General features: G+C 46.2%; 17 protein-coding genes. 12 read left to right on the top strand and 5 right to left on the bottom strand.

Annotated elements, in window-relative coordinates; translation table 11 throughout:
- Positions 1 to 12: 12 nt before the first annotated feature.
- Positions 13 to 1,608: a Tle-like phospholipase domain-containing protein gene (locus EAE89_RS08515; protein WP_149616570.1), complete on the top strand. Its 1,596-nt coding sequence runs from the start codon at positions 13 to 15 to the stop codon at positions 1,606 to 1,608.
- A 91-nt stretch (positions 1,609 to 1,699) separates the two neighbouring features.
- On the opposite strand, the gene ampC is transcribed toward EAE89_RS08515, so the two are convergent.
- A complete protein-coding gene (gene ampC, locus EAE89_RS08510; protein WP_149616571.1) occupies positions 1,700 to 2,857 on the bottom strand; it encodes a class C beta-lactamase in 1,158 nt (385 codons plus the stop codon).
- A 402-nt stretch (positions 2,858 to 3,259) separates the two neighbouring features.
- On the opposite strand from ampC, the gene agaR reads away from it, so the two are divergent.
- From agaR to EAE89_RS08465, 9 genes are read left to right on the top strand one after another with little or no spacing between them, the layout of a single operon-like run.
- Complete coding sequence (gene agaR, locus EAE89_RS08505; RefSeq protein WP_054475919.1) at positions 3,260 to 4,033, top strand: transcriptional repressor AgaR; 774 nt, start codon at positions 3,260 to 3,262, stop codon at positions 4,031 to 4,033.
- Positions 4,034 to 4,068: 35 nt separating this feature from the next.
- On the top strand, positions 4,069 to 5,364 hold the full coding sequence (locus EAE89_RS08500) for a D-tagatose-bisphosphate aldolase, class II, non-catalytic subunit (protein ID WP_214085688.1): 1,296 nt from the start codon (positions 4,069 to 4,071) through the stop codon (positions 5,362 to 5,364).
- Positions 5,361 to 6,518 carry an AgaS family sugar isomerase gene (locus tag EAE89_RS08495; RefSeq protein WP_214085687.1) on the top strand — a complete coding sequence of 386 codons (1,158 nt, stop codon included), beginning with the start codon at positions 5,361 to 5,363 and terminating at the stop codon, positions 6,516 to 6,518. The genes EAE89_RS08500 and EAE89_RS08495 overlap by 4 nt, the downstream gene beginning before the upstream one ends.
- Positions 6,519 to 6,543: 25 nt before the next feature.
- On the top strand, positions 6,544 to 7,026 hold the full coding sequence (agaV, locus tag EAE89_RS08490) for a PTS N-acetylgalactosamine transporter subunit IIB (protein WP_280516018.1): 483 nt from the start codon (positions 6,544 to 6,546) through the stop codon (positions 7,024 to 7,026).
- 10 nt (positions 7,027 to 7,036) lie between these two features.
- Positions 7,037 to 7,822: a PTS N-acetylgalactosamine transporter subunit IIC gene (gene agaW, locus EAE89_RS08485; RefSeq protein ID WP_172908942.1), complete on the top strand. Its 786-nt coding sequence runs from the start codon at positions 7,037 to 7,039 to the stop codon at positions 7,820 to 7,822.
- Positions 7,812 to 8,705 (top strand): PTS system mannose/fructose/sorbose family transporter subunit IID, encoded by an 894-nt coding sequence (locus EAE89_RS08480; RefSeq protein ID WP_054475912.1) that lies wholly within the window; start codon positions 7,812 to 7,814, stop codon positions 8,703 to 8,705. Before agaW ends, EAE89_RS08480 begins: the two co-directional genes overlap by 11 nt.
- 22 nt (positions 8,706 to 8,727) lie before the next feature.
- Positions 8,728 to 9,162 (top strand): PTS galactosamine/N-acetylgalactosamine transporter subunit IIA, encoded by a 435-nt coding sequence (gene agaF / locus EAE89_RS08475; protein ID WP_054475911.1) that lies wholly within the window; start codon positions 8,728 to 8,730, stop codon positions 9,160 to 9,162.
- A 9-nt stretch (positions 9,163 to 9,171) separates the two neighbouring features.
- Positions 9,172 to 10,026 carry a tagatose bisphosphate family class II aldolase gene (locus EAE89_RS08470; protein ID WP_054475909.1) on the top strand — a complete coding sequence of 285 codons (855 nt, stop codon included), beginning with the start codon at positions 9,172 to 9,174 and terminating at the stop codon, positions 10,024 to 10,026.
- Between the two features lie 45 nt (positions 10,027 to 10,071).
- Positions 10,072 to 11,976 (top strand): enterotoxin, encoded by a 1,905-nt coding sequence (locus tag EAE89_RS08465; RefSeq protein WP_276525714.1) that lies wholly within the window; start codon positions 10,072 to 10,074, stop codon positions 11,974 to 11,976.
- A 51-nt stretch (positions 11,977 to 12,027) separates the two neighbouring features.
- Here the strand turns inward: EAE89_RS08465 and EAE89_RS08460 are convergent, their stop codons facing one another.
- On the bottom strand, positions 12,028 to 12,297 hold the full coding sequence (locus EAE89_RS08460) for a type II toxin-antitoxin system HicB family antitoxin (protein ID WP_081861848.1): 270 nt from the start codon (positions 12,295 to 12,297) through the stop codon (positions 12,028 to 12,030).
- A 256-nt stretch (positions 12,298 to 12,553) separates the two neighbouring features.
- Between EAE89_RS08460 and EAE89_RS08455 the strand changes: the two genes are divergently transcribed.
- A complete protein-coding gene (locus EAE89_RS08455; protein ID WP_072161790.1) occupies positions 12,554 to 13,093 on the top strand; it encodes a cysteine hydrolase family protein in 540 nt (179 codons plus the stop codon).
- Positions 13,094 to 13,188: 95 nt separating this feature from the next.
- Here the strand turns inward: EAE89_RS08455 and speD are convergent, their stop codons facing one another.
- From speD to EAE89_RS08440, 3 genes are all read right to left on the bottom strand, one after another.
- Positions 13,189 to 13,983: an adenosylmethionine decarboxylase gene (gene speD, locus EAE89_RS08450; RefSeq protein WP_054475907.1), complete on the bottom strand. Its 795-nt coding sequence runs from the start codon at positions 13,981 to 13,983 to the stop codon at positions 13,189 to 13,191.
- Between the two features lie 28 nt (positions 13,984 to 14,011).
- Entirely contained in the window at positions 14,012 to 14,875 is an 864-nt protein-coding gene (gene speE / locus EAE89_RS08445) for a polyamine aminopropyltransferase (protein WP_172908935.1), read from the bottom strand.
- A gap of 110 nt (positions 14,876 to 14,985) precedes the next feature.
- Positions 14,986 to 15,333, bottom strand: coding sequence for a YacC family pilotin-like protein (locus EAE89_RS08440; protein ID WP_054475903.1), 348 nt, complete (start codon positions 15,331 to 15,333; stop codon positions 14,986 to 14,988).
- 192 nt (positions 15,334 to 15,525) lie between these two features.
- On the opposite strand from EAE89_RS08440, the gene cueO reads away from it, so the two are divergent.
- Complete coding sequence (cueO, locus tag EAE89_RS08435; protein ID WP_214085686.1) at positions 15,526 to 17,100, top strand: multicopper oxidase CueO; 1,575 nt, start codon at positions 15,526 to 15,528, stop codon at positions 17,098 to 17,100.
- Positions 17,101 to 17,107: the final 7 nt, after the last annotated feature.

The following is a 17,107-nucleotide window of genomic DNA, read 5'->3' as shown; positions in this document are numbered from 1 at the left end:
AGGAATACGGACATGTTTACTAACAGAGTAACGATGTTGCATTTATTATGTGAATCTACCTTTGATAAAACTTTTAAAAAAGTAAACGAAGCAGGAAAAGTAAAAATCTCATGCCTAGAAAAACTAATAAAAGGGATGAAAAATTTTCCAGATAATATCTCTTTACAATATTACAAAAACATTACGAAAAGTGTCGAAGAATTTAAGAGGCAGAACTCAGACATTTTTAAATTAAAAGACAAGAAGATCACAGAAACCCTTAAGCAGGCGGAAAAAAAATTATTTCCAAAAGCACGTAATGAAAAAACATTGCTCAATCAAAACATTCAAATCGGCGCTGCCAAATTGTCATCAACAGAACGCTGTATTCAGGAGTTAACGGATAAAAGGCATCATAATGTTCATCATCATCTTGCCTCCCATTACACCAGTACTGGCCTCGATACAAAGGTGTCATTAGGCAAGGTGCTGACTACCACACTGAAATATCTGACTCTGAATGCCCCAGCTCGCAGGATTGGTACTGCCATACAGAGAGGATATGACTCCCATGCGCAAAGTGCTAAAGGTAAGGCACGTTACTGGACTGGGGCCATTATTAAGGGATTGGCCAATATCATGGGCGGTGCTAGTAGTGTAATAAGTGGTGCGATTTCGGTCGGTGTTGCCGGAGTTAAAAACCTAGCGGAATTCACGGGGCGTTTGTTGGTATCCTCAGCTTTGGGGTTGGCTGGAGCGGTTATGAAGGGCATCTCGTATCTACCGCCCAGTGTGTCTGATCGCTTACAGGCTAGAATGCGTGCCGAGAAATGGCTGAATACTGCCAAAGTATTCATCAAACCAGCGTTTGTAGCCAAAGCAGAGCAAGAGCCGTTGAATGTTGCAGAAGCCAGAGCAGTGATGGATACGGCCCGATTGGCGAGAATCAGTTGCTCCAGTAGTTATCGGGATATGCCGACAGGTTACAGTCATGCCACTTTGGCTGATATCCCGTCTTCAATACTGGCTCGCCGGGAGGATGGGAGTGGCGGGACCGGCAAGAAGTTAACCCTGCGTGTTCGTCCTGGCAAGGGGAAGAATGATCCTTTAATCCTTAAAGGAGATGCCTGGTCTGCGCTCAAGGTCGCTGTTTACAAACGTGACGATACCGTGGTGCTTTCCTTTGTGGGCACCCAGCCAACTAAGCGTCCTGGTACGATAAAAAGTGATGTCTGCGCGGCTTTGGGGATCAAGGACAGCGCGTTTCAGGATGCAGACCGTTTGGTTAAAGCCTTTACTAAACAATATGGCAATAAGGTTGAGGTTCTGGGCCATTCCTTGGGCGGCGGGCTGGCGCAATATGCGGGCATCAAACATGGGATCAAGGTCACCGTATTCAATAGTATGGGATTGCATGTGGGATTGCGGGATCGGTTAGCCGACAAGTTGGATAGTGCTAACGTCACCCACATCAATACCAGTAATGATCCGCTGAGTCAGAAGGTCGAACATGGCATTTGGGGGCTGGATGCCTGCTCCCAGGTGGGCAAGCGTTATGTGATTGAGCACTCAGGTGGTCACCGTATGGAGTCGGTGACCGCTGGTTTGGAAGCCTTACTGGCTTCATGACTCGATATGTCATGGATAATGCCTCCTGGGGAGGCGTTATCGCTGCTAACAGACACGGTTTAAAGACACCGTATTTAACGCCACTTGCGCGTTATTTCAGTGCCTTGAGGATTTGCCAGGCCGCTTTGATACGTGCCTCGTTGGGATAGTTTTTGTTGGCCAGCAGCACAATACCCATTTGCTCTTGCGGCACAAACGCAACATACGCGCCGAAACCATTGGTGGAACCGGTTTTATTAATAAAAAGCGCATCCGTTGGCGGCTCTGGCGGTGATAGTTCCGTGGTTTTGTTGGCCTGATAAGCGATCTCCGCAGAGTTGCCACTCAGTACCTGCTCAAGGGTAACGGGCCAGTGATAAAGCTCCCAGCCCAGCCCTTGCGTCATCTCACCCACCCGGTAATAGCCAGTATGGGTTGCCTGAATGGCTTGCGCCAGCTTGTTGTCACCTACGCGGGAAGGATCGATATTCGCATCAACGAAGCCGATCAGATCCTGTGCACTGGCTTTCAGGCCATAGGCTTCCTCATCCAGCACGCCCGGGTTTATGCGAATCGGTTTATTCTCTTTTGAATAACCCAATGCATAGTTTTTCATCTCCTGCTCGGGCACGTTAAACCAGGTATGGTGCAGACCAAGCGGTGAAAGGATCTGGTTTTTCACCAGTATTGAATAAGGTTTTTCAAGGCGTTGGGCAACGATATAGCCTGCCAGGCCAATACTGGGATTGGAGTACTGGCGGTAGGTTCCGGGCGTGTACTTTGTCTGCCAGTGCTGGAACCAGTCTACCATTTTGCTATTGCTGTTGATCTCATCAGGGAATTGTAACGGCAGGCCGCCCGCGGTATAGGTGGCAATATTCAGCAGGTTGATGTTGTCAAAGGTGCTGCCTGCAAGCGGTTGAAAATGCTGGCTGGCCTTATCGGAGAGGGAAATGGCTCCCGTCACCTGTGCCCAGGAAATCAGGCTGCCGGTAAAGGTTTTGCTGACCGAACCTAATTCAAAAATTGTCTCTTTAGTGACCGGCGTGTTGTCCTCTTTTGATGAGTCACCGTATTGATAGAAAAAATGTTGACCGCGGAACGTTACTGCAATCGCCATTCCTGGAATGTCATATTCCTGCATCAGGGAGTGTATGGTCTTATCAACAGTATTTGTCAGATGGGGCTGAGCGGGTGTATTTGTGGCTTGAGCGCCGAGAGAAGCAGCAAGCAGCAGACTGCCAGTCAGCACCGAAAATCGTTTTGTCATTTGTGTCGTTTCCTTAAATTACAGCGAGAGCTTTCAGTCCTGGATTTTATCAGGATTTGCACATCTAATCTTAAAGTTGTGATCTTTATCACTTGCTGAAATAAAACCTTGTACTCAATGGTTGAAAACAAAGGGCTTTCGGTTTTTTGGTATCAATTTTCGTTGAAAAGGTGGATAAGGACTGATTCCGGGATAAAACAATAATAGTCATAGAACCGAAAGTATTCTTTCGTTTGGTTTTCAAATGAAACATTTTTGGTTAGTTTTTGTCTATATAATAGACTGCAATACCGATCACAATTTCATTTCATTGCTTTTGCTGTAATTAAACCGAAAGAGAGAGAAAGCAATCCATCACAGGCGACGTGAATATGTCGCTGGAGATCTGAGGAGCATAACGGAATGGCTATGGATACCGTAAAAAGACGTGAACAGATTATCGACCTGCTGTGCCATGAGGGTAGTGTACGTGTTGAGCATTTGAGTTCTCGTTTTGGGGTTTCTAGCGTCACTATCCGTAATGACCTGCGTTATCTTGAGCAGAAAGGCTGCGCTTTGCGTTCCTATGGCGGCGCCATGTTGAATCAGCAATTCGCCTTTGATCGCCCCTTGCAAGATAAGGGGAGGATGAATCGTGATGTGAAATCGCGCATTGCAGCCAGAGCAGCACAGTTTGTTAAGGATGGTGATGCATTGATCCTTGACTCCGGCTCAACGACCACGCAAATCGTGCCACATCTTAAGGAACGGCGTGATTTGGTGGTCATGACAAACGCGTTGAATATCGCCTATGAATTAGCGGGATTTGATCAGATGAATGTGATGGTGCTTGGCGGGAGTGTGCGTCAGAACTCTTACTCGCTCTATGGTCCGGCTGCGGAACAGCAATTGCGTCAATATCGTTTTGATACTTTGTTTCTTGGCGTTGATGGGTTTGATCTGGAAGCAGGGATAACTACGCCACACCCCGGTGAAGCTCACCTTAATCGCATTATGTGTGAGGTAGCGCATGAAATTATCGCCGTGGCAGATGCCAGTAAATTTGGACGTAGAAGCTTTTGTATGATCCGTCAGGCTGGACAGATTCATCGGCTGATTACTGACAGCCGGGTCCCCGATAACTACAGGCGGGCATTAACTGAACTCGGCGTGGATGTGATTATTGCCGACGAGTAGTTCTTACTGAGGTTCTTGCTCGCATGGGAGATACCATGCAATCACTATTACAACTTATCCGTCGCCACAAATCAGGTGAAGCGGTGGGGATCTATTCAGTCTGTTCCGCCCATCCCTGGGTATTGGAAAGTGCTTTGCGCGTAGCCAAAGAACGTAAAACGTCGGTGCTGATTGAAGCAACGTCTAATCAGGTTAACCAGTTTGGCGGTTATACCGGTATGCAACCCGTTCAGTTTCGTGATGCAGTTTGGCAACAGGCCGATCGGATTGGTTTACCACGTGATCATATTTGGTTGGGAGGCGATCATCTTGGACCGAATGTCTGGCAAGATCGTCCCGCTGAGCAAGCAATGCAATTGGCTGAAACCTTGATACATGATTATGTGGCTGCGGGATTTCGTAAGATTCATCTTGATTGCTCTATGTCCTGTGCTGATGATCCGATACCGCTTGGCGACAAGGAAGTTGCGGTACGGGCAGCTCGTTTATGTCAAGTGGCTGAGCGTTGTTGGCAGCAGGTGGGGGGAGAACCGCCTGTTTATGTGATAGGTACCGAAGTGCCCGTACCGGGCGGTGCTAAAGAAGCATTGGAAGGAATGCAAGTCACTACGTCTCAGGCCGCAGCTATGACGTTGAATGTGCATCAACAAGCCTGGCAGTTGGCTGGACTGGAACAAGTATGGCCGCGAGTAGTTGCACTGGTGGTTCAGCCGGGGGTGGAGTTCGATCATCATTATGTCGAACACTATCAATCTGAGCGTGCGGCGGCCCTGAGTAAATATATCGAGTCTCAACCCTATTTGGTCTATGAAGCCCATTCTACTGATTATCAAACGGCACAAGTTTACCGTGAACTGGTACGTGATCATTTCGCTATTCTGAAAGTTGGCCCAGCGTTGACTTTTGCCCTGCGTGAAGCGCTTTTCGCGCTCGATAAGATCGATAGTGAATGGAATAGTGAACAACAAGCCGCTCGTCTGTGTGCCACTTTGGAACAAGTCATGCTTGAGCAGCCGGAGCACTGGAATCGCTATTACCACGGTACACCACATCAACAATTTATTGATCGTCAATACAGTCTGAGTGATCGCGTGCGTTACTACTGGCCGCACCCGCAGGTACAACAGGCCGTTAATACTTTGATGGATAACCTGCGCCGTCGTCCTGTTTCCCTTTCATTGCTAAGTCAGTACCTGCCAGAGCAAGCGCAGGCAGTTAATGCGGGACGGTTGGACAATGATCCTCACGCTTGGGTGTTGGATAAGATTCGTTCTGTGTTGCTGAGCTATGCTCAGGCTTGTGAATTTGAGGTACAAGGAGCGTTAGTATGAGTGAACTGTTTTCCTATACCGAAGCCTGGCTACGTGAGCATCACGGGTTATACACTGCCAGAGAAATTCATCAGCAGCCTGAACTTTGGCGTCAGTTATATCAAAACTTGCAACGTGAGGAAGAGCTGTGGCAACCATTTTTGGCGCCTCTGTTGTCTGACCCGGAGTTACAAATAGTCCTGTGCGGCGCAGGTTCCTCTGCATTTGTTGGGCGCGCTCTGGCGCCTTGGTTACGTGAGCAGTGTGGGTTGAATGTAGTTGCGTACAGCACGACAGATATTGTGCCTTCCCCTTTGCAATATCTTGATCCAACGCGTTCAACATTACTCATTTCTTACGGACGTTCCGGCAATAGCCCGGAAAGTGTAGCGGCGGTACAACTGGCTGATCAGTTGTTGCCGCACTGTTATCACTTAATGCTGACTTGTAATCCTGATGGCGCGTTGGCGCGTTACGCCGAAGGGCGTTCCCATGTTTGTTCATTGAACATGCCACAGAGTTCTCATGATCAAAGTTTTGCCATGACTTCCAGTTTTAGTTGTATGACGCTGGCAACTGTGTTGCTGCTGGGGCCATTAACACTGGAACAGAGCCGCGAGCCATTAATGACGATGGCCGTGTTGTGTGAACGGGAGTGGATGCAGTGGCAGATACAGACTAAGCAACTGGCACGCAATGGTTTTAAACGCATGATGTGTCTGGGTTCCAGTTGTTTTACTGGTGTAGCAGAAGAAGGCGCTCTCAAGATGTTGGAGTTGACCGCCGGGTATGTTGCCACGCGTTACGATTCGTCAATGGGAGTACGTCATGGACCGAAGTTTATGATCGAACGGGATACGTTGGTGGTCATGATGTTCTCGGCTGATCAGTATCGCCGTCGTTATGATCTTGATCTGTGGCATGAGCTGAATCATGACGGATTGGCGTGTCAAATTGTTGCTCTGAGTGGCACACCGGGGAAAGGGTTCACGGTGATTAATAGTGAACAAGATGATATCTGGCTGTTGTTTCCCTATTTGATGTTTTTGCAGATGTTAGCGTTTGAAACCTCGCTGGCACTGGGCATAACGCCAGACAATCCATGTCCGACAGGGGAGGTCAACCGTGTGGTGAAAGGAGTGGAAATTTATCCTTACCCTCTAGCGTACTCATAAGCAACTGAATGTAGTAGGAGTGATTATGTCGATGCCGAATATTTTAATGACCCGAATTGATAACCGGTTGGTGCATGGTCAGGTAGGTGTGACCTGGACCAATTCACTGGGAGCTAATCTGGTATTGGTGGCTAACGATCAAGTTGCCAGTGATTTGGTGCAGCAAAACCTGATGGATATGGTGGTTTCTGATGGGGTGCAGACTCGTTATTTCACCTTACAGAAAACCATTGATGTGATCCATAAAGCGGCTGAGCGTCAGAAGATTTTTATCGTTTGTAAAACGCCGCAGGATGTATTGACCTTGGTCAAGGGAGGAGTACCTATCAGTTTTGTTAATGTGGGTAATATGCATTTTGCCGAAGGCAAGCGTCAAATCCATAAGACGGTTTCGGTTGATGACAGTGACGTGGTGGTGTTTCGCGAACTGGAGCAATTAGGTGTCACTTGCGAGGTTCGACGAGTGCCGGACGAAGCGGGAGAACCCATCGTTAAGTTACTGGCCTAAGAGGTGAGTTATGCTGATTGATGCGATATTGATTGGATTGTTGGCTGGGTTGGCGGGGGTGGATCTCTTTGATGGGTTGACTCATTTTCACCGTCCGGTAGTGATTGGTCCGTTGGTTGGGCTGATTTTAGGGGATGTACAGACGGGTTTATTGGTGGGGGGGACGCTAGAGCTGGTCTGGATGGGAATGGTGCCGCTGGCTGGCGCCCAGCCGCCTAATGTGGTAATTGGCGGCGTGATTGGGACGGCATTTGCCATTCTGACGAATGCTGATCCTAAAGTCGCAATTGGTATCGCAGTGCCATTCGCCATTGCGGTACAGGGTTGCATTACGTTGCTGTTTACCGTGTTCTCGCCAATGATGCATAAATGCGATCAGATGGTAAAAGAATTGAATTGGCGCGGTGTGGAGAGGGTCAACTATCTGGGCATTACCATTCTGTTTTGTTTCTATTTTATCGTGGCATTTTTGCCAATTTATTTTGGTGCCGACGCTGCCAGTGTCATGGTACAGAAAGCACCACAGTGGCTGCTAGACGGTCTGGCGGTTGCTGGCGGTATGATGCCCGCCATCGGCTTTTCGATGCTGATGAAAATGATGATGAAAAAGACCTATGTTGCCTATTTCATTCTGGGTTTCATTTCGGTCACATTCCTTAATATGCCGATTATCGCCGTGGCGCTCGGCGCATTTGCGATTGCTTTAATCGATTTCTTTAACCGTTCCCGTATGGAAGATGTGGCTGACCGCAGCGCACCTACTACCCAGTCTCAGGAGATGGAAGATGGCATTTAACGACACCGATACTGCTATGGCAGATAAAGCTGAGAAAAGGATGGCACAGGCGTTGGCGACCAGTCAGGTTGAGCAAGATGACTATCAGGACAATATGCCGGGTGAGGCGCTGACTAAAGGCGATCTGAATCGCATGGCGTGGCGCTCTTTGTTGCTACAGGCATCATTTAACTATGAGCGTATGCAGGCGGGGGGCTGGTTGTACACCTTGATCCCCGGATTGCGTAAGATCCATAAGAACCCGCAGGATCTGGGGAATGCTATGAAGATGCATATGGAGTTTATCAATGTGCATCCATTTGATGTCACTTTACTGTCCGGCCTGGTGCTGGCAATGGAGCGAAATAAGGAAAAAATTTCCACTATTCGCGCGGTGAAAGTGGCGCTAATGGGACCGCTAGGCGGGATTGGTGATGCATTGTTCTGGTTGACGCTATTACCTATCTGCGCCGGTATTGGCGCATCTTTGGCGCTACAGGGGAGTTTGTTTGGCCCCATCGTATTCTTGTTGCTATTCAACATCGTGCATTTCGGTTTGCGTTTTGGTTTGGCCCATTACGGCTATCGGGCGGGTGTCAATGCATTAGCGTTGTTAAAAACACACACTAAAAACATCTCTCATGCGGCATCAATCGTCGGGATGACGGTGATAGGGGCGCTGGTGGCTTCGTATGTCCGTTTTTCGACGCCGGTGGTGGTGAATGCCGGTAAAGCGAGTGTGGCGTTGCAGAAGGATGTTCTGGATAAATTGATGCCTAACTTGTTGCCATTGTGTTTCACCCTGTTGGTGTTTTGGCTGATGAAAAAAGGATTCTCGCCGGTCAAGTTAATTGGTTTGACGGTGGTGCTCGGCATTGTGGGTAAATTTTTCAGTTTTCTTTAACAAACGACGTTGAGGGGATGGAATGTTAGGTATTGTAATCACCGGGCATGGTCGTTTCGCCAGCGGTTTGTTGCAGGCAGTGGAACAGATAGTAGGGCAGCAGCCCCAATGTTGCGCCGTTGATTTTCCTGAAGGAGTCAGTACTGAGCAATTGCTGGTGTTGTTGGAGGAAGCTTGCGTTGCCTGCGATAGTGGTGATGGTGTGATTATTCTCAGTGATTTACTGGGCGGTTCACCGTTCCGGCAGGCAGCACAACTAGCGATAACCAATCCGCATTATGAAGTTATCACCGGGACTAATATGCAACTGGCGGTAGAAATGATTCTGGATCGTGAGGGGCTGGTGCCAAAAGCATTTCGTGATATGGCGCTAGAGTGTGGGCGGCGGGGATTGACTAGCCTGTGGCATGAACAGCAAAAACAGGGATATAGCAGCCCAAATTTGGATGGTATCTGAGGAGCTTATATGTATCTGATTTCCAGTCGTCAAATGCTGAAGAAAGCTCTGCGTGAAGGCTATGCAGTCCCTGCTTTTAATGTCCACAATCTGGAGACGGTTCAGGTGGTGGCAGAAACTGCGGCACGTCTGGCATCACCCGTGATTCTGGCAGGTACACCGGCGACTTTTAGCTATGCGGGTACTGATTATTTGGTGTCGATCTGTCAGGAAGCGGCACGTCGTCATAATTTGCCGCTGGCGCTACATCTCGATCATCATGAGGAATTGGAGGATATCAGTCATAAAGTGACCGCAGGTGTGCGTTCGGTAATGATTGATGGCTCGCATTTACCCTTTGAAGAGAATATTCGTAAGGTGATTGAGGTGGTACGATTTTGCCTGCGTTACGATGTTAGCGTTGAGGCAGAATTGGGGCGATTGGGGGGACAGGAAGATGATTTGAATGTCTCTAATACTGATAGCTTCTTTACCGATCCGCTGGCAGCGAAAGCCTTTGTGGCCCGTACCGGTATTGATTCGCTAGCGGTAGCGATTGGTTCTGCGCATGGTTTGTATCATGGTGAACCTCATCTGGATTTTGAGCGGTTAGCGGCGATCAGGGAACAGGTGGATATTCCGTTAGTGTTGCATGGTGCGTCGGGTATTCCTGAAGCTATGGTACAGCAGGCGATTGCTCTTGGTGTTTGTAAAGTCAATGTAGCGACTGATCTGAAAATTGCTTTTGCTGATGCAGTAAAAAGCTATTTTATTCAGCATCCTGACGCTAATGATCCACGCAAATATATCGTGCCAGGAAAACAGGCTATGCAGGCAGTGGTTGAAGAAAAGATTCAGATTTGTGGCAGTGCAGGTAAGTTGTAAAGGTAAAGGTTCTATTTTTTCAATTATCTGATAAAGGAAATTGCTGTGAAAATAAGAACGTTAAATAAAATTACGCTTAGTTTGTTAGCCAGTTCTGTGTTGTGTAGTACATCGGTTTGGGCGGATAGTTGGCAGTTGGAGGGGGATAATTACCGCGTGGCTGTTAGCGACGAGCAAGGTAAAGTCACTCAGTTAAAATTTGAGAACCCGAAAAACCATGATCAAATCATCACAGACAATCTGTTTGAAATCACGTTGAAATCAGGAGAGAAGCTTGCGGCTAAAGATTTTCAGGTCACTGATATCAGCAAAAAGCGCAATCGTATTGTTGTTTCTCTGAAGCATGGCGACATACAGATAAAAAATATTATTACAATGGAGGATAAAGATAAGTACGGCTCGTTTGAAATCACCATTACACCGCAGGAAAACGCGTTGGAGCTTAGCTCTGTCTCGTTAATGCCATTTCACACTAGAATCCCTTTTGTTTACGGCTCTATCGTCAGTTCACCGATTATCAGCGATAGCTTCTTTATTGTTCCCGGTAATCCATTGATTAACACTGAGGCTGATCACGGAGGCGTTGCGCAAAAAATTGCGCTCTCTATCCCGTTAGAGCCGGGGAAAACGTTAAGTTATAAGACGTATATTGGTGTTTATCAGGAAGGGCAATTGCGGCGCAACGTCAATGAGTTTTTGAACAATGCTCGTCCGCGTGAATATAGTCCTTACCTACATTACAACTCTTGGTACGATATTGGTTATTTCACTCCTTATACCGAACAAGAGGCGTTGACCCGTATCAATCAGTTTGGGCAGGAGTTGGTGACTAAGCGCGGTGTGAAGTTGAGTGGTTATCTGTTTGATGATGGTTGGGATAATCTCAAAGGAGATTGGGGTTTTAGTCAGGCATTTCCCCATGAGTTCAAAAACCTTAAACGGGCAGCGGATCAATATCGTGCTCGTTTAGGTATTTGGCTTTCTCCTTGGGGCGGTTATGGCCCACCTGCTGAGCAACGTGTTTCTCATGCGGCGGAGTTTGGTTATGAAGTGATAGATGGCAGATTTGCGCTTTCAGGCCCTAATTACTACGCCAATTTCCATAACCGGGTGCTCAATCTGATTCAACAACAAAATGTATCCATGTTTAAGCTAGATGGCACCGGCAATGCTGATCGCGTGATTAAAGGGAGTTCATTCACCAGTGATTTTGATGCCGCTATCCATCTTATTAAAGATATGCGTAGTACAAGGAATGATCTGTTTATCAACTTAACGACAGGCACCAAAGCCACGCCTTCTTGGCTATTTTTCGCCGATTCTATTTGGCGTGGTGGCTATGATGTGGAGTTTTACGGTAAAGGTTCCAAAGTGCAGCAGTGGCTTACCTACCGTGATGCGGAAACTTATCGTAATGTCGTAAGAAAAGGGCCGTTATTCCCACTGAATTCTCTGATGCTGCATGGCATTGTTTACGCTAAACAGGCTCGGCATCTGGATAAACAGTCACCTAAAGATTTTGCCGATCAGGTTTGGAGCTATTTTGGCAGCGGTACTCAGTTACAGGAGATGTATGTTACGCCTGAACTGTTGACCACAGAGGATTGGGATACGTTAGCAAACGCGGCGAAATGGTCAGAAAAAAACCAAGATGTGCTGTTTGATACCCATTGGATTGGTAAAGATCCCACCGATCTAGAGGTATACGGTTGGGGAGCTTGGAGTCCGAAGAAGTCGATTATTACTTTGCGCAATCCGGCGGATGAAGTGAAACAATATTATCTGGATCTGCAAAGCGATCTTGAATTACCTGATAATCAGCCTTCGGTATATGACGTTAATATCAATTATGGTGAGAACAACTCGGTGCCGAAGTTTATCAATAAAACGGTGCTGATTACTCTCCAACCATTAGAGACATTGACCTTTTCTCTGACCCCATCGAAATAATCACAGTGTTATTAAACTGCCCTGAATAAACTATTTTATTCGGGGCAGTGATTATTTGGGGAAAAATCGAGTAATATCCACATCAACTAATGCCCATATTGCTCCTATATATTCAGGGTCGGCAAGGTGGTTTTCTACGCTTGTCGCTTCTGGTACTGATTCATTATCATCAATCAGCAATTCGATATGCGCTTCAATTGCTTCGCGGACGTTTTCTATTGCATCTGTGAAACTGTCCCCGCCAGAAAAGCAACCCAGGATATCGGGGACACGGACGCCGAAGGATGAATGATCTTTATCAATCGCAACTGGATATAACATTTACACCTCCGAAAAGTGGATTCTCCCGCTCTCTTCTTTTGTCTTGATGGGGTTATAGTAACCCTGCAACGTTATGTATCAAGATTAGCAGGTATTGACGTTGTGATTAGTTAATGGAATAGCTAAAAAGTCGGCCAGCTTGGTTTCATGAGCTATTATTAATCATAAGAAAATCTTGTCAAAATGGTCTGTAACTGAATGGTGGGAATAAATCACAGTCATTATTTTTTAAGAATTCATTTAAAGGGCGAAACTAATGAAAGCGTTGATCGTAGTTGACATGCTGAATGATTTTGTCACAGGAGCACTCGCTAATGAAGCGTATGCAATGAAGATTGTACCGGTAATTAAACGGTTGATTAATTACGCCCGGTGCCAACCCGATTGGCTGGTAGTTTATGCTAATGATGCTCACCGAGCCGATGATCGGGAAATGAGTATCTGGGGCAGACATGCAATAGCTGGAACACCGGGTGCTAATGTTATTGAGGCATTGGCTCCTGTCGGGGCAGATCGTGAAATTGTTTCTCCCAAGCGATTTTATGGGGCTTTCGATGGAACCGATCTGGAAGAGGTTTTTAAAGCGTATGGTGTGACGGAAGTGGTGTTAACCGGTCAACATACTCATTGTTGTGTCAGACATACCGCCTATGGCGCGTTTATACGTGGTTATCGAATTAAGGTGTTGTCAGATGCTGTGTGCGTTTTTTCTGGTGTCGATCAGCAGGCGGCCCTTGATTATCTTAAAACTATTTATGATGTTGAAATCACGACCAGTACTGCGTTAGGTGTGTAATCAGGATCATTTATTTGTAAAGCTATTAAGAAATGATCTGGCAGATACCTGTATAAATAACAGGTAACTGTCAGATGAGGTCTGAGCTAATACATCTAAGCATTAGGTAAATTACGACCGTAATAAATTTCTTGTATCTCTTTTTTTAAGAGATGGGTAATTTCCTGTTTCTCAGTTTCACCCAATTGCTCTGGTGTGGCATTAAATAGATAATCATTCAGGTCAAATCTTTTTTGCATCATTTTTGTATGAAATAGATTTTCCTGATAAATATTGACATCCATCATGTAATACTGCGATTGTACTTCTTCGGTCATATAATTCTGAATAGAACTGATTTCGTGATCGATATAGTGCTTCACGCCATTCACGTCTCTGGTAAAACCTCGGACGCGGTAATCCATTGTGACAATATCCGATTCTAGTTCGTGGATCAGATAATTCAGTGCCTTGAGAGGTGAAATCACGCCGCAGGTTGATACTTCAATATCAGCTCGGAAAGTGCATATGCCACCACCCGGATGGCTTTCCGGGTAAGTGTGAACACAGATATGGCTTTTATCTAAATGAGCGACAACAGAATCAGGTAGTGGACCTGGATTTTCAGTATTGTCCACATCCTTTGGGTCCATCGGTTCTTCGCTGACGAGAATAGTGACACTTGCCCCTTGCGGTTCATAGTCCTGGCGGGCAATATTCAGAATATTTGCACCAATAATCGAACAGGTTTCGCTAAGAATTTCCGTTAGACGGTTAGCGTTATATTGTTCGTCAATATAAGCGATATAGCTATCCCGATCGGCTTGGCTTTTTGCGTAACAGATATCATAAATACAAAAACTCAGGCTTTTTGTCAGGTTGTTAAAGCCGTGTAATTTCAGCTTGTGCAATTTAATTCACCTCTTGGCTAATGGGTGATTATTGGTTTACAGATAATACATCCAGCAGGTATTGCGGTAAGGCAAAGCTACCTGTGTGAACAGCTGGGTTGTAGTAGCGGCAGGTAAAGCCCGCACTGTCAAAGCGCTGCTGTAGTGTTGCCAGATCCACATGACGTAATGCTGGGTTCTGACTTGCCCATGCAAAGGTCATAATTCCGCCGTAATAGGTAGGAATGGCAGCTTGGTAGAAACTGTTGTCAACGAAATAATTACTCAATTTTTTATGGCTGGTTACGGCTTCATCCTGTTGCAGGAAACAGACACCATTCTGGGCAACGAAAATGCCCCCTTCGTTCAAGCAGCGCTGGCAACCCTGATAGAATTCAGATGTAAATAATCCTTCGCCAGGTCCGATCGGATCAGTGCAGTCAGAGATAATGACATCAAATTTCTGATTGGTAGTGTTAACGAAATTAACACCATCATCAATGATCAGGCGGAAGCGTGGATCATGATAAGTGCCGGCATTATGGTTAGGCAGATATTGACGGCAAAATTCAACTACGCCAGCATCAATCTCAACCATGGTGATATTCTCAAGGTATTGATGGCGACAGACTTCACGTAACATACCGCCATCACCACCACCGATAATCAGTACTTGTTTAGCGTTCCCAAGGGCGAATAGAGGAACATGAGCCATCATTTCGTGGTAGATAAATTCATCACGTTCAGTTGTTTGTACCGTGCCATCCAGCGCCATAATGCGGCCTAACTGCGCATTCTCGAAGATAATCAGATCCTGATGTTCGGTTTTATCATGATAAAGCACTTTATCGACCGAAAAATACTGACCAAAATTGGCGTGCAGGGTTTCGTGCCAAATTTCTTTTTGTGACATGTCCCAACTTTCCTCCACTATGATAACCGTGAAAATCGGGCTACATAATAGCCAACAATTCTCACAGTTGCACGGTGAAATTTACCTCTTAAGGAGTAGCTGGAAAAGCACTATTTAACGTAGGCGAATAAACTCAGTGAATCTCTGGCGAGAGCATGGCACTTTATCGCATTGGATAGGTAAATACCTTTTAGATCCTGATAGCTTTTTTCATTAAGGGTGTTCATCAATTGGCTGTTGTAATTATTCAAATCCCACTTGTTACGCTGGGCAAAATAGATAATGGCTCGTTTGATTTCCCGATCAGGAATTTGACTGTAACCGCAGTCATATTTCAGGTAGATAAACACCGCTGTCAGATCCGCCAGATCTTCAGCTTCATCTTCTGTCAGCGCTTTTGCGGGGTGAGAAAAACCGAAAAGAACTAATATGTAAATCAGGAGGGATAATTTTCGCATCTGTATTATTATCATGAACTCATGTCAGGTTACGTTAACATATTAATATCTTTTTTCGCTAAAATTTATTTTTTTAAATTATTGTAAAGATCGACCTAAATCACATTCCCACCGCTTGACCTTCCTGTAAGGGGAACCTTTAGGTTTCTTCTTTTATTGTTTATTTTCGGTTGACTTAATTAGGAAATGAATATGCAACGACGTGATTTTATTAAATTAGGTGCTGTTATTGGTGTATCCAGTCTATTGCCTGTATGGAGCCGTTTCTCCTTTGCTGAACCCTACCCATTATTACCGATCCCGCCACAGATAACACCAGATGAGACCGGTAAAATTATTATTGAAATCAATGCAGGGCAATCCTGTTTTAAGACCGGAACAGCGACTGAAACTTGGGGTTATAACGGTGATTTACTTGGCCCTGCATTGAAATTGACTTCAGGGGAGCCTGTTACTATTGATATTCGTAATAACCTGCCGGAAGAGACGACTGTTCACTGGCATGGTCTCGAAATTACTGGGGAAACCGATGGTGGTCCGCAAGCAGTGATTGCACCAGGTGGACATCGGACGGTCAGTTTTACCCTTGAACAGCCAGAAGCAACTTGCTGGTTCCACCCGCATACGCATGGTAAGACTGGCTATCAGGTTGCAATGGGGCTTGGTGGATTAGTACTGATTGAAGATGAGAACAGCATTAACGTTGGTTTACCAAACCGCTGGGGAGTAGATGATATCCCGGTGATTTTGCAAGATAAACGCTTGAATAAAGACGGGAAGATTGATTATCAACTGGATGTGATGAGCGCGGCTGTGGGGTGGTTCGGCGATATGATGCTGACTAATGGTGTTGTTTTGCCTCAACATACTGCACCACGCGGTTGGTTGCGTTTGCGATTGCTGAATGGCTGTAATGCCCGTAGCCTCAATATTGCGACGAGTGATGGCCGTCAATTATATGTTGTTGCCAGTGATGGTGGCTTGTTAGCGGAGCCAGTGGCGGTTAATGAGTTATCGATTCTGGCAGGAGAGCGTTTTGAGGTAGTGGTAGATGGCTCGGATGGCAAACCTTTTGATCTGGTGACATTGCCTGTGATTCAGATAGGCATGACATTACCGCCATTTGATCAGCCATTGCCGGTTTTGTGTATTCACCCGTCATTGACTTCGAGTCGCACCATACTGGCGGAGCAGCTTGCAACGTTTCCTGCATTGCCTTCTTTGACCGGTCTGAACAGACGTCATTTGCATCTGACGATGGATAGTCGTCTGGATATGCAAGGCATGATGTTGCTGTCTCAGCGTTATGGTGAACAAGCCATGGCGGGTATGGCAATGCATCATGGAAATATGTCTCATGGGGATATGAATCATGGCGACAGTATGATGAAAGGGGGTCATATGGGTAGTGAATTAAATTTCCATCACGCGAATACTATCAATGGCCAGGCTTTCTCAATGGCAGAACCTGCCTTTGATGTTAAGCAGGGGCAGTATGAGCGCTGGGTGATTTCGGGGGTTGGAGATATGATGCTGCATCCGTTCCATATCCACGGCACGCGTTTTCGTATTTTGAGTGAAAATGGTCGTAAACCTGCGGCTCACCGTAGTGGTTGGAAAGATATTGTTCATGTGGAAGGTAAGGAAAGCGAAGTGCTGGTTCAGTTCAAGCATACTGCGGGAGCCAAACATCCATTTATGGCGCACTGTCATCTGTTGGAACATGAAGATACCGGTATGATGCTGGGTTTTACTGTTAGCAAATAATTTTGCC

Origin of the sequence: Photorhabdus heterorhabditis (genome assembly GCF_018448905.1) — a bacterium.
GTDB classification, from domain to species: Bacteria; Pseudomonadota; Gammaproteobacteria; order Enterobacterales; family Enterobacteriaceae; genus Photorhabdus; species Photorhabdus heterorhabditis.
Note: the sequence above shows the minus strand (reverse complement) of the source record. Positions and strands in the feature narration are given on the sequence as shown.

Coding starts and splice junctions, on each gene's coding strand:
- EAE89_RS08515 (WP_149616570.1), top strand. CDS start 13: ATGTTTACTAACAGAGTAACGATGTTGCATTTATTATGTGAATCTACC.
- ampC (WP_149616571.1), bottom strand. CDS start 2,857: ATGACAAAACGATTTTCGGTGCTGACTGGCAGTCTGCTGCTTGCTGCT.
- agaR (WP_054475919.1), top strand. CDS start 3,260: ATGGCTATGGATACCGTAAAAAGACGTGAACAGATTATCGACCTGCTG.
- EAE89_RS08500 (WP_214085688.1), top strand. CDS start 4,069: ATGCAATCACTATTACAACTTATCCGTCGCCACAAATCAGGTGAAGCG.
- EAE89_RS08495 (WP_214085687.1), top strand. CDS start 5,361: ATGAGTGAACTGTTTTCCTATACCGAAGCCTGGCTACGTGAGCATCAC.
- agaV (WP_280516018.1), top strand. CDS start 6,544: ATGTCGATGCCGAATATTTTAATGACCCGAATTGATAACCGGTTGGTG.
- agaW (WP_172908942.1), top strand. CDS start 7,037: ATGCTGATTGATGCGATATTGATTGGATTGTTGGCTGGGTTGGCGGGG.
- EAE89_RS08480 (WP_054475912.1), top strand. CDS start 7,812: ATGGCATTTAACGACACCGATACTGCTATGGCAGATAAAGCTGAGAAA.
- agaF (WP_054475911.1), top strand. CDS start 8,728: ATGTTAGGTATTGTAATCACCGGGCATGGTCGTTTCGCCAGCGGTTTG.
- EAE89_RS08470 (WP_054475909.1), top strand. CDS start 9,172: ATGTATCTGATTTCCAGTCGTCAAATGCTGAAGAAAGCTCTGCGTGAA.
- EAE89_RS08460 (WP_081861848.1), bottom strand. CDS start 12,297: ATGTTATATCCAGTTGCGATTGATAAAGATCATTCATCCTTCGGCGTC.
- EAE89_RS08455 (WP_072161790.1), top strand. CDS start 12,554: ATGAAAGCGTTGATCGTAGTTGACATGCTGAATGATTTTGTCACAGGA.
- speE (WP_172908935.1), bottom strand. CDS start 14,875: ATGTCACAAAAAGAAATTTGGCACGAAACCCTGCACGCCAATTTTGGT.
- EAE89_RS08440 (WP_054475903.1), bottom strand. CDS start 15,333: ATGCGAAAATTATCCCTCCTGATTTACATATTAGTTCTTTTCGGTTTT.
- cueO (WP_214085686.1), top strand. CDS start 15,526: ATGCAACGACGTGATTTTATTAAATTAGGTGCTGTTATTGGTGTATCC.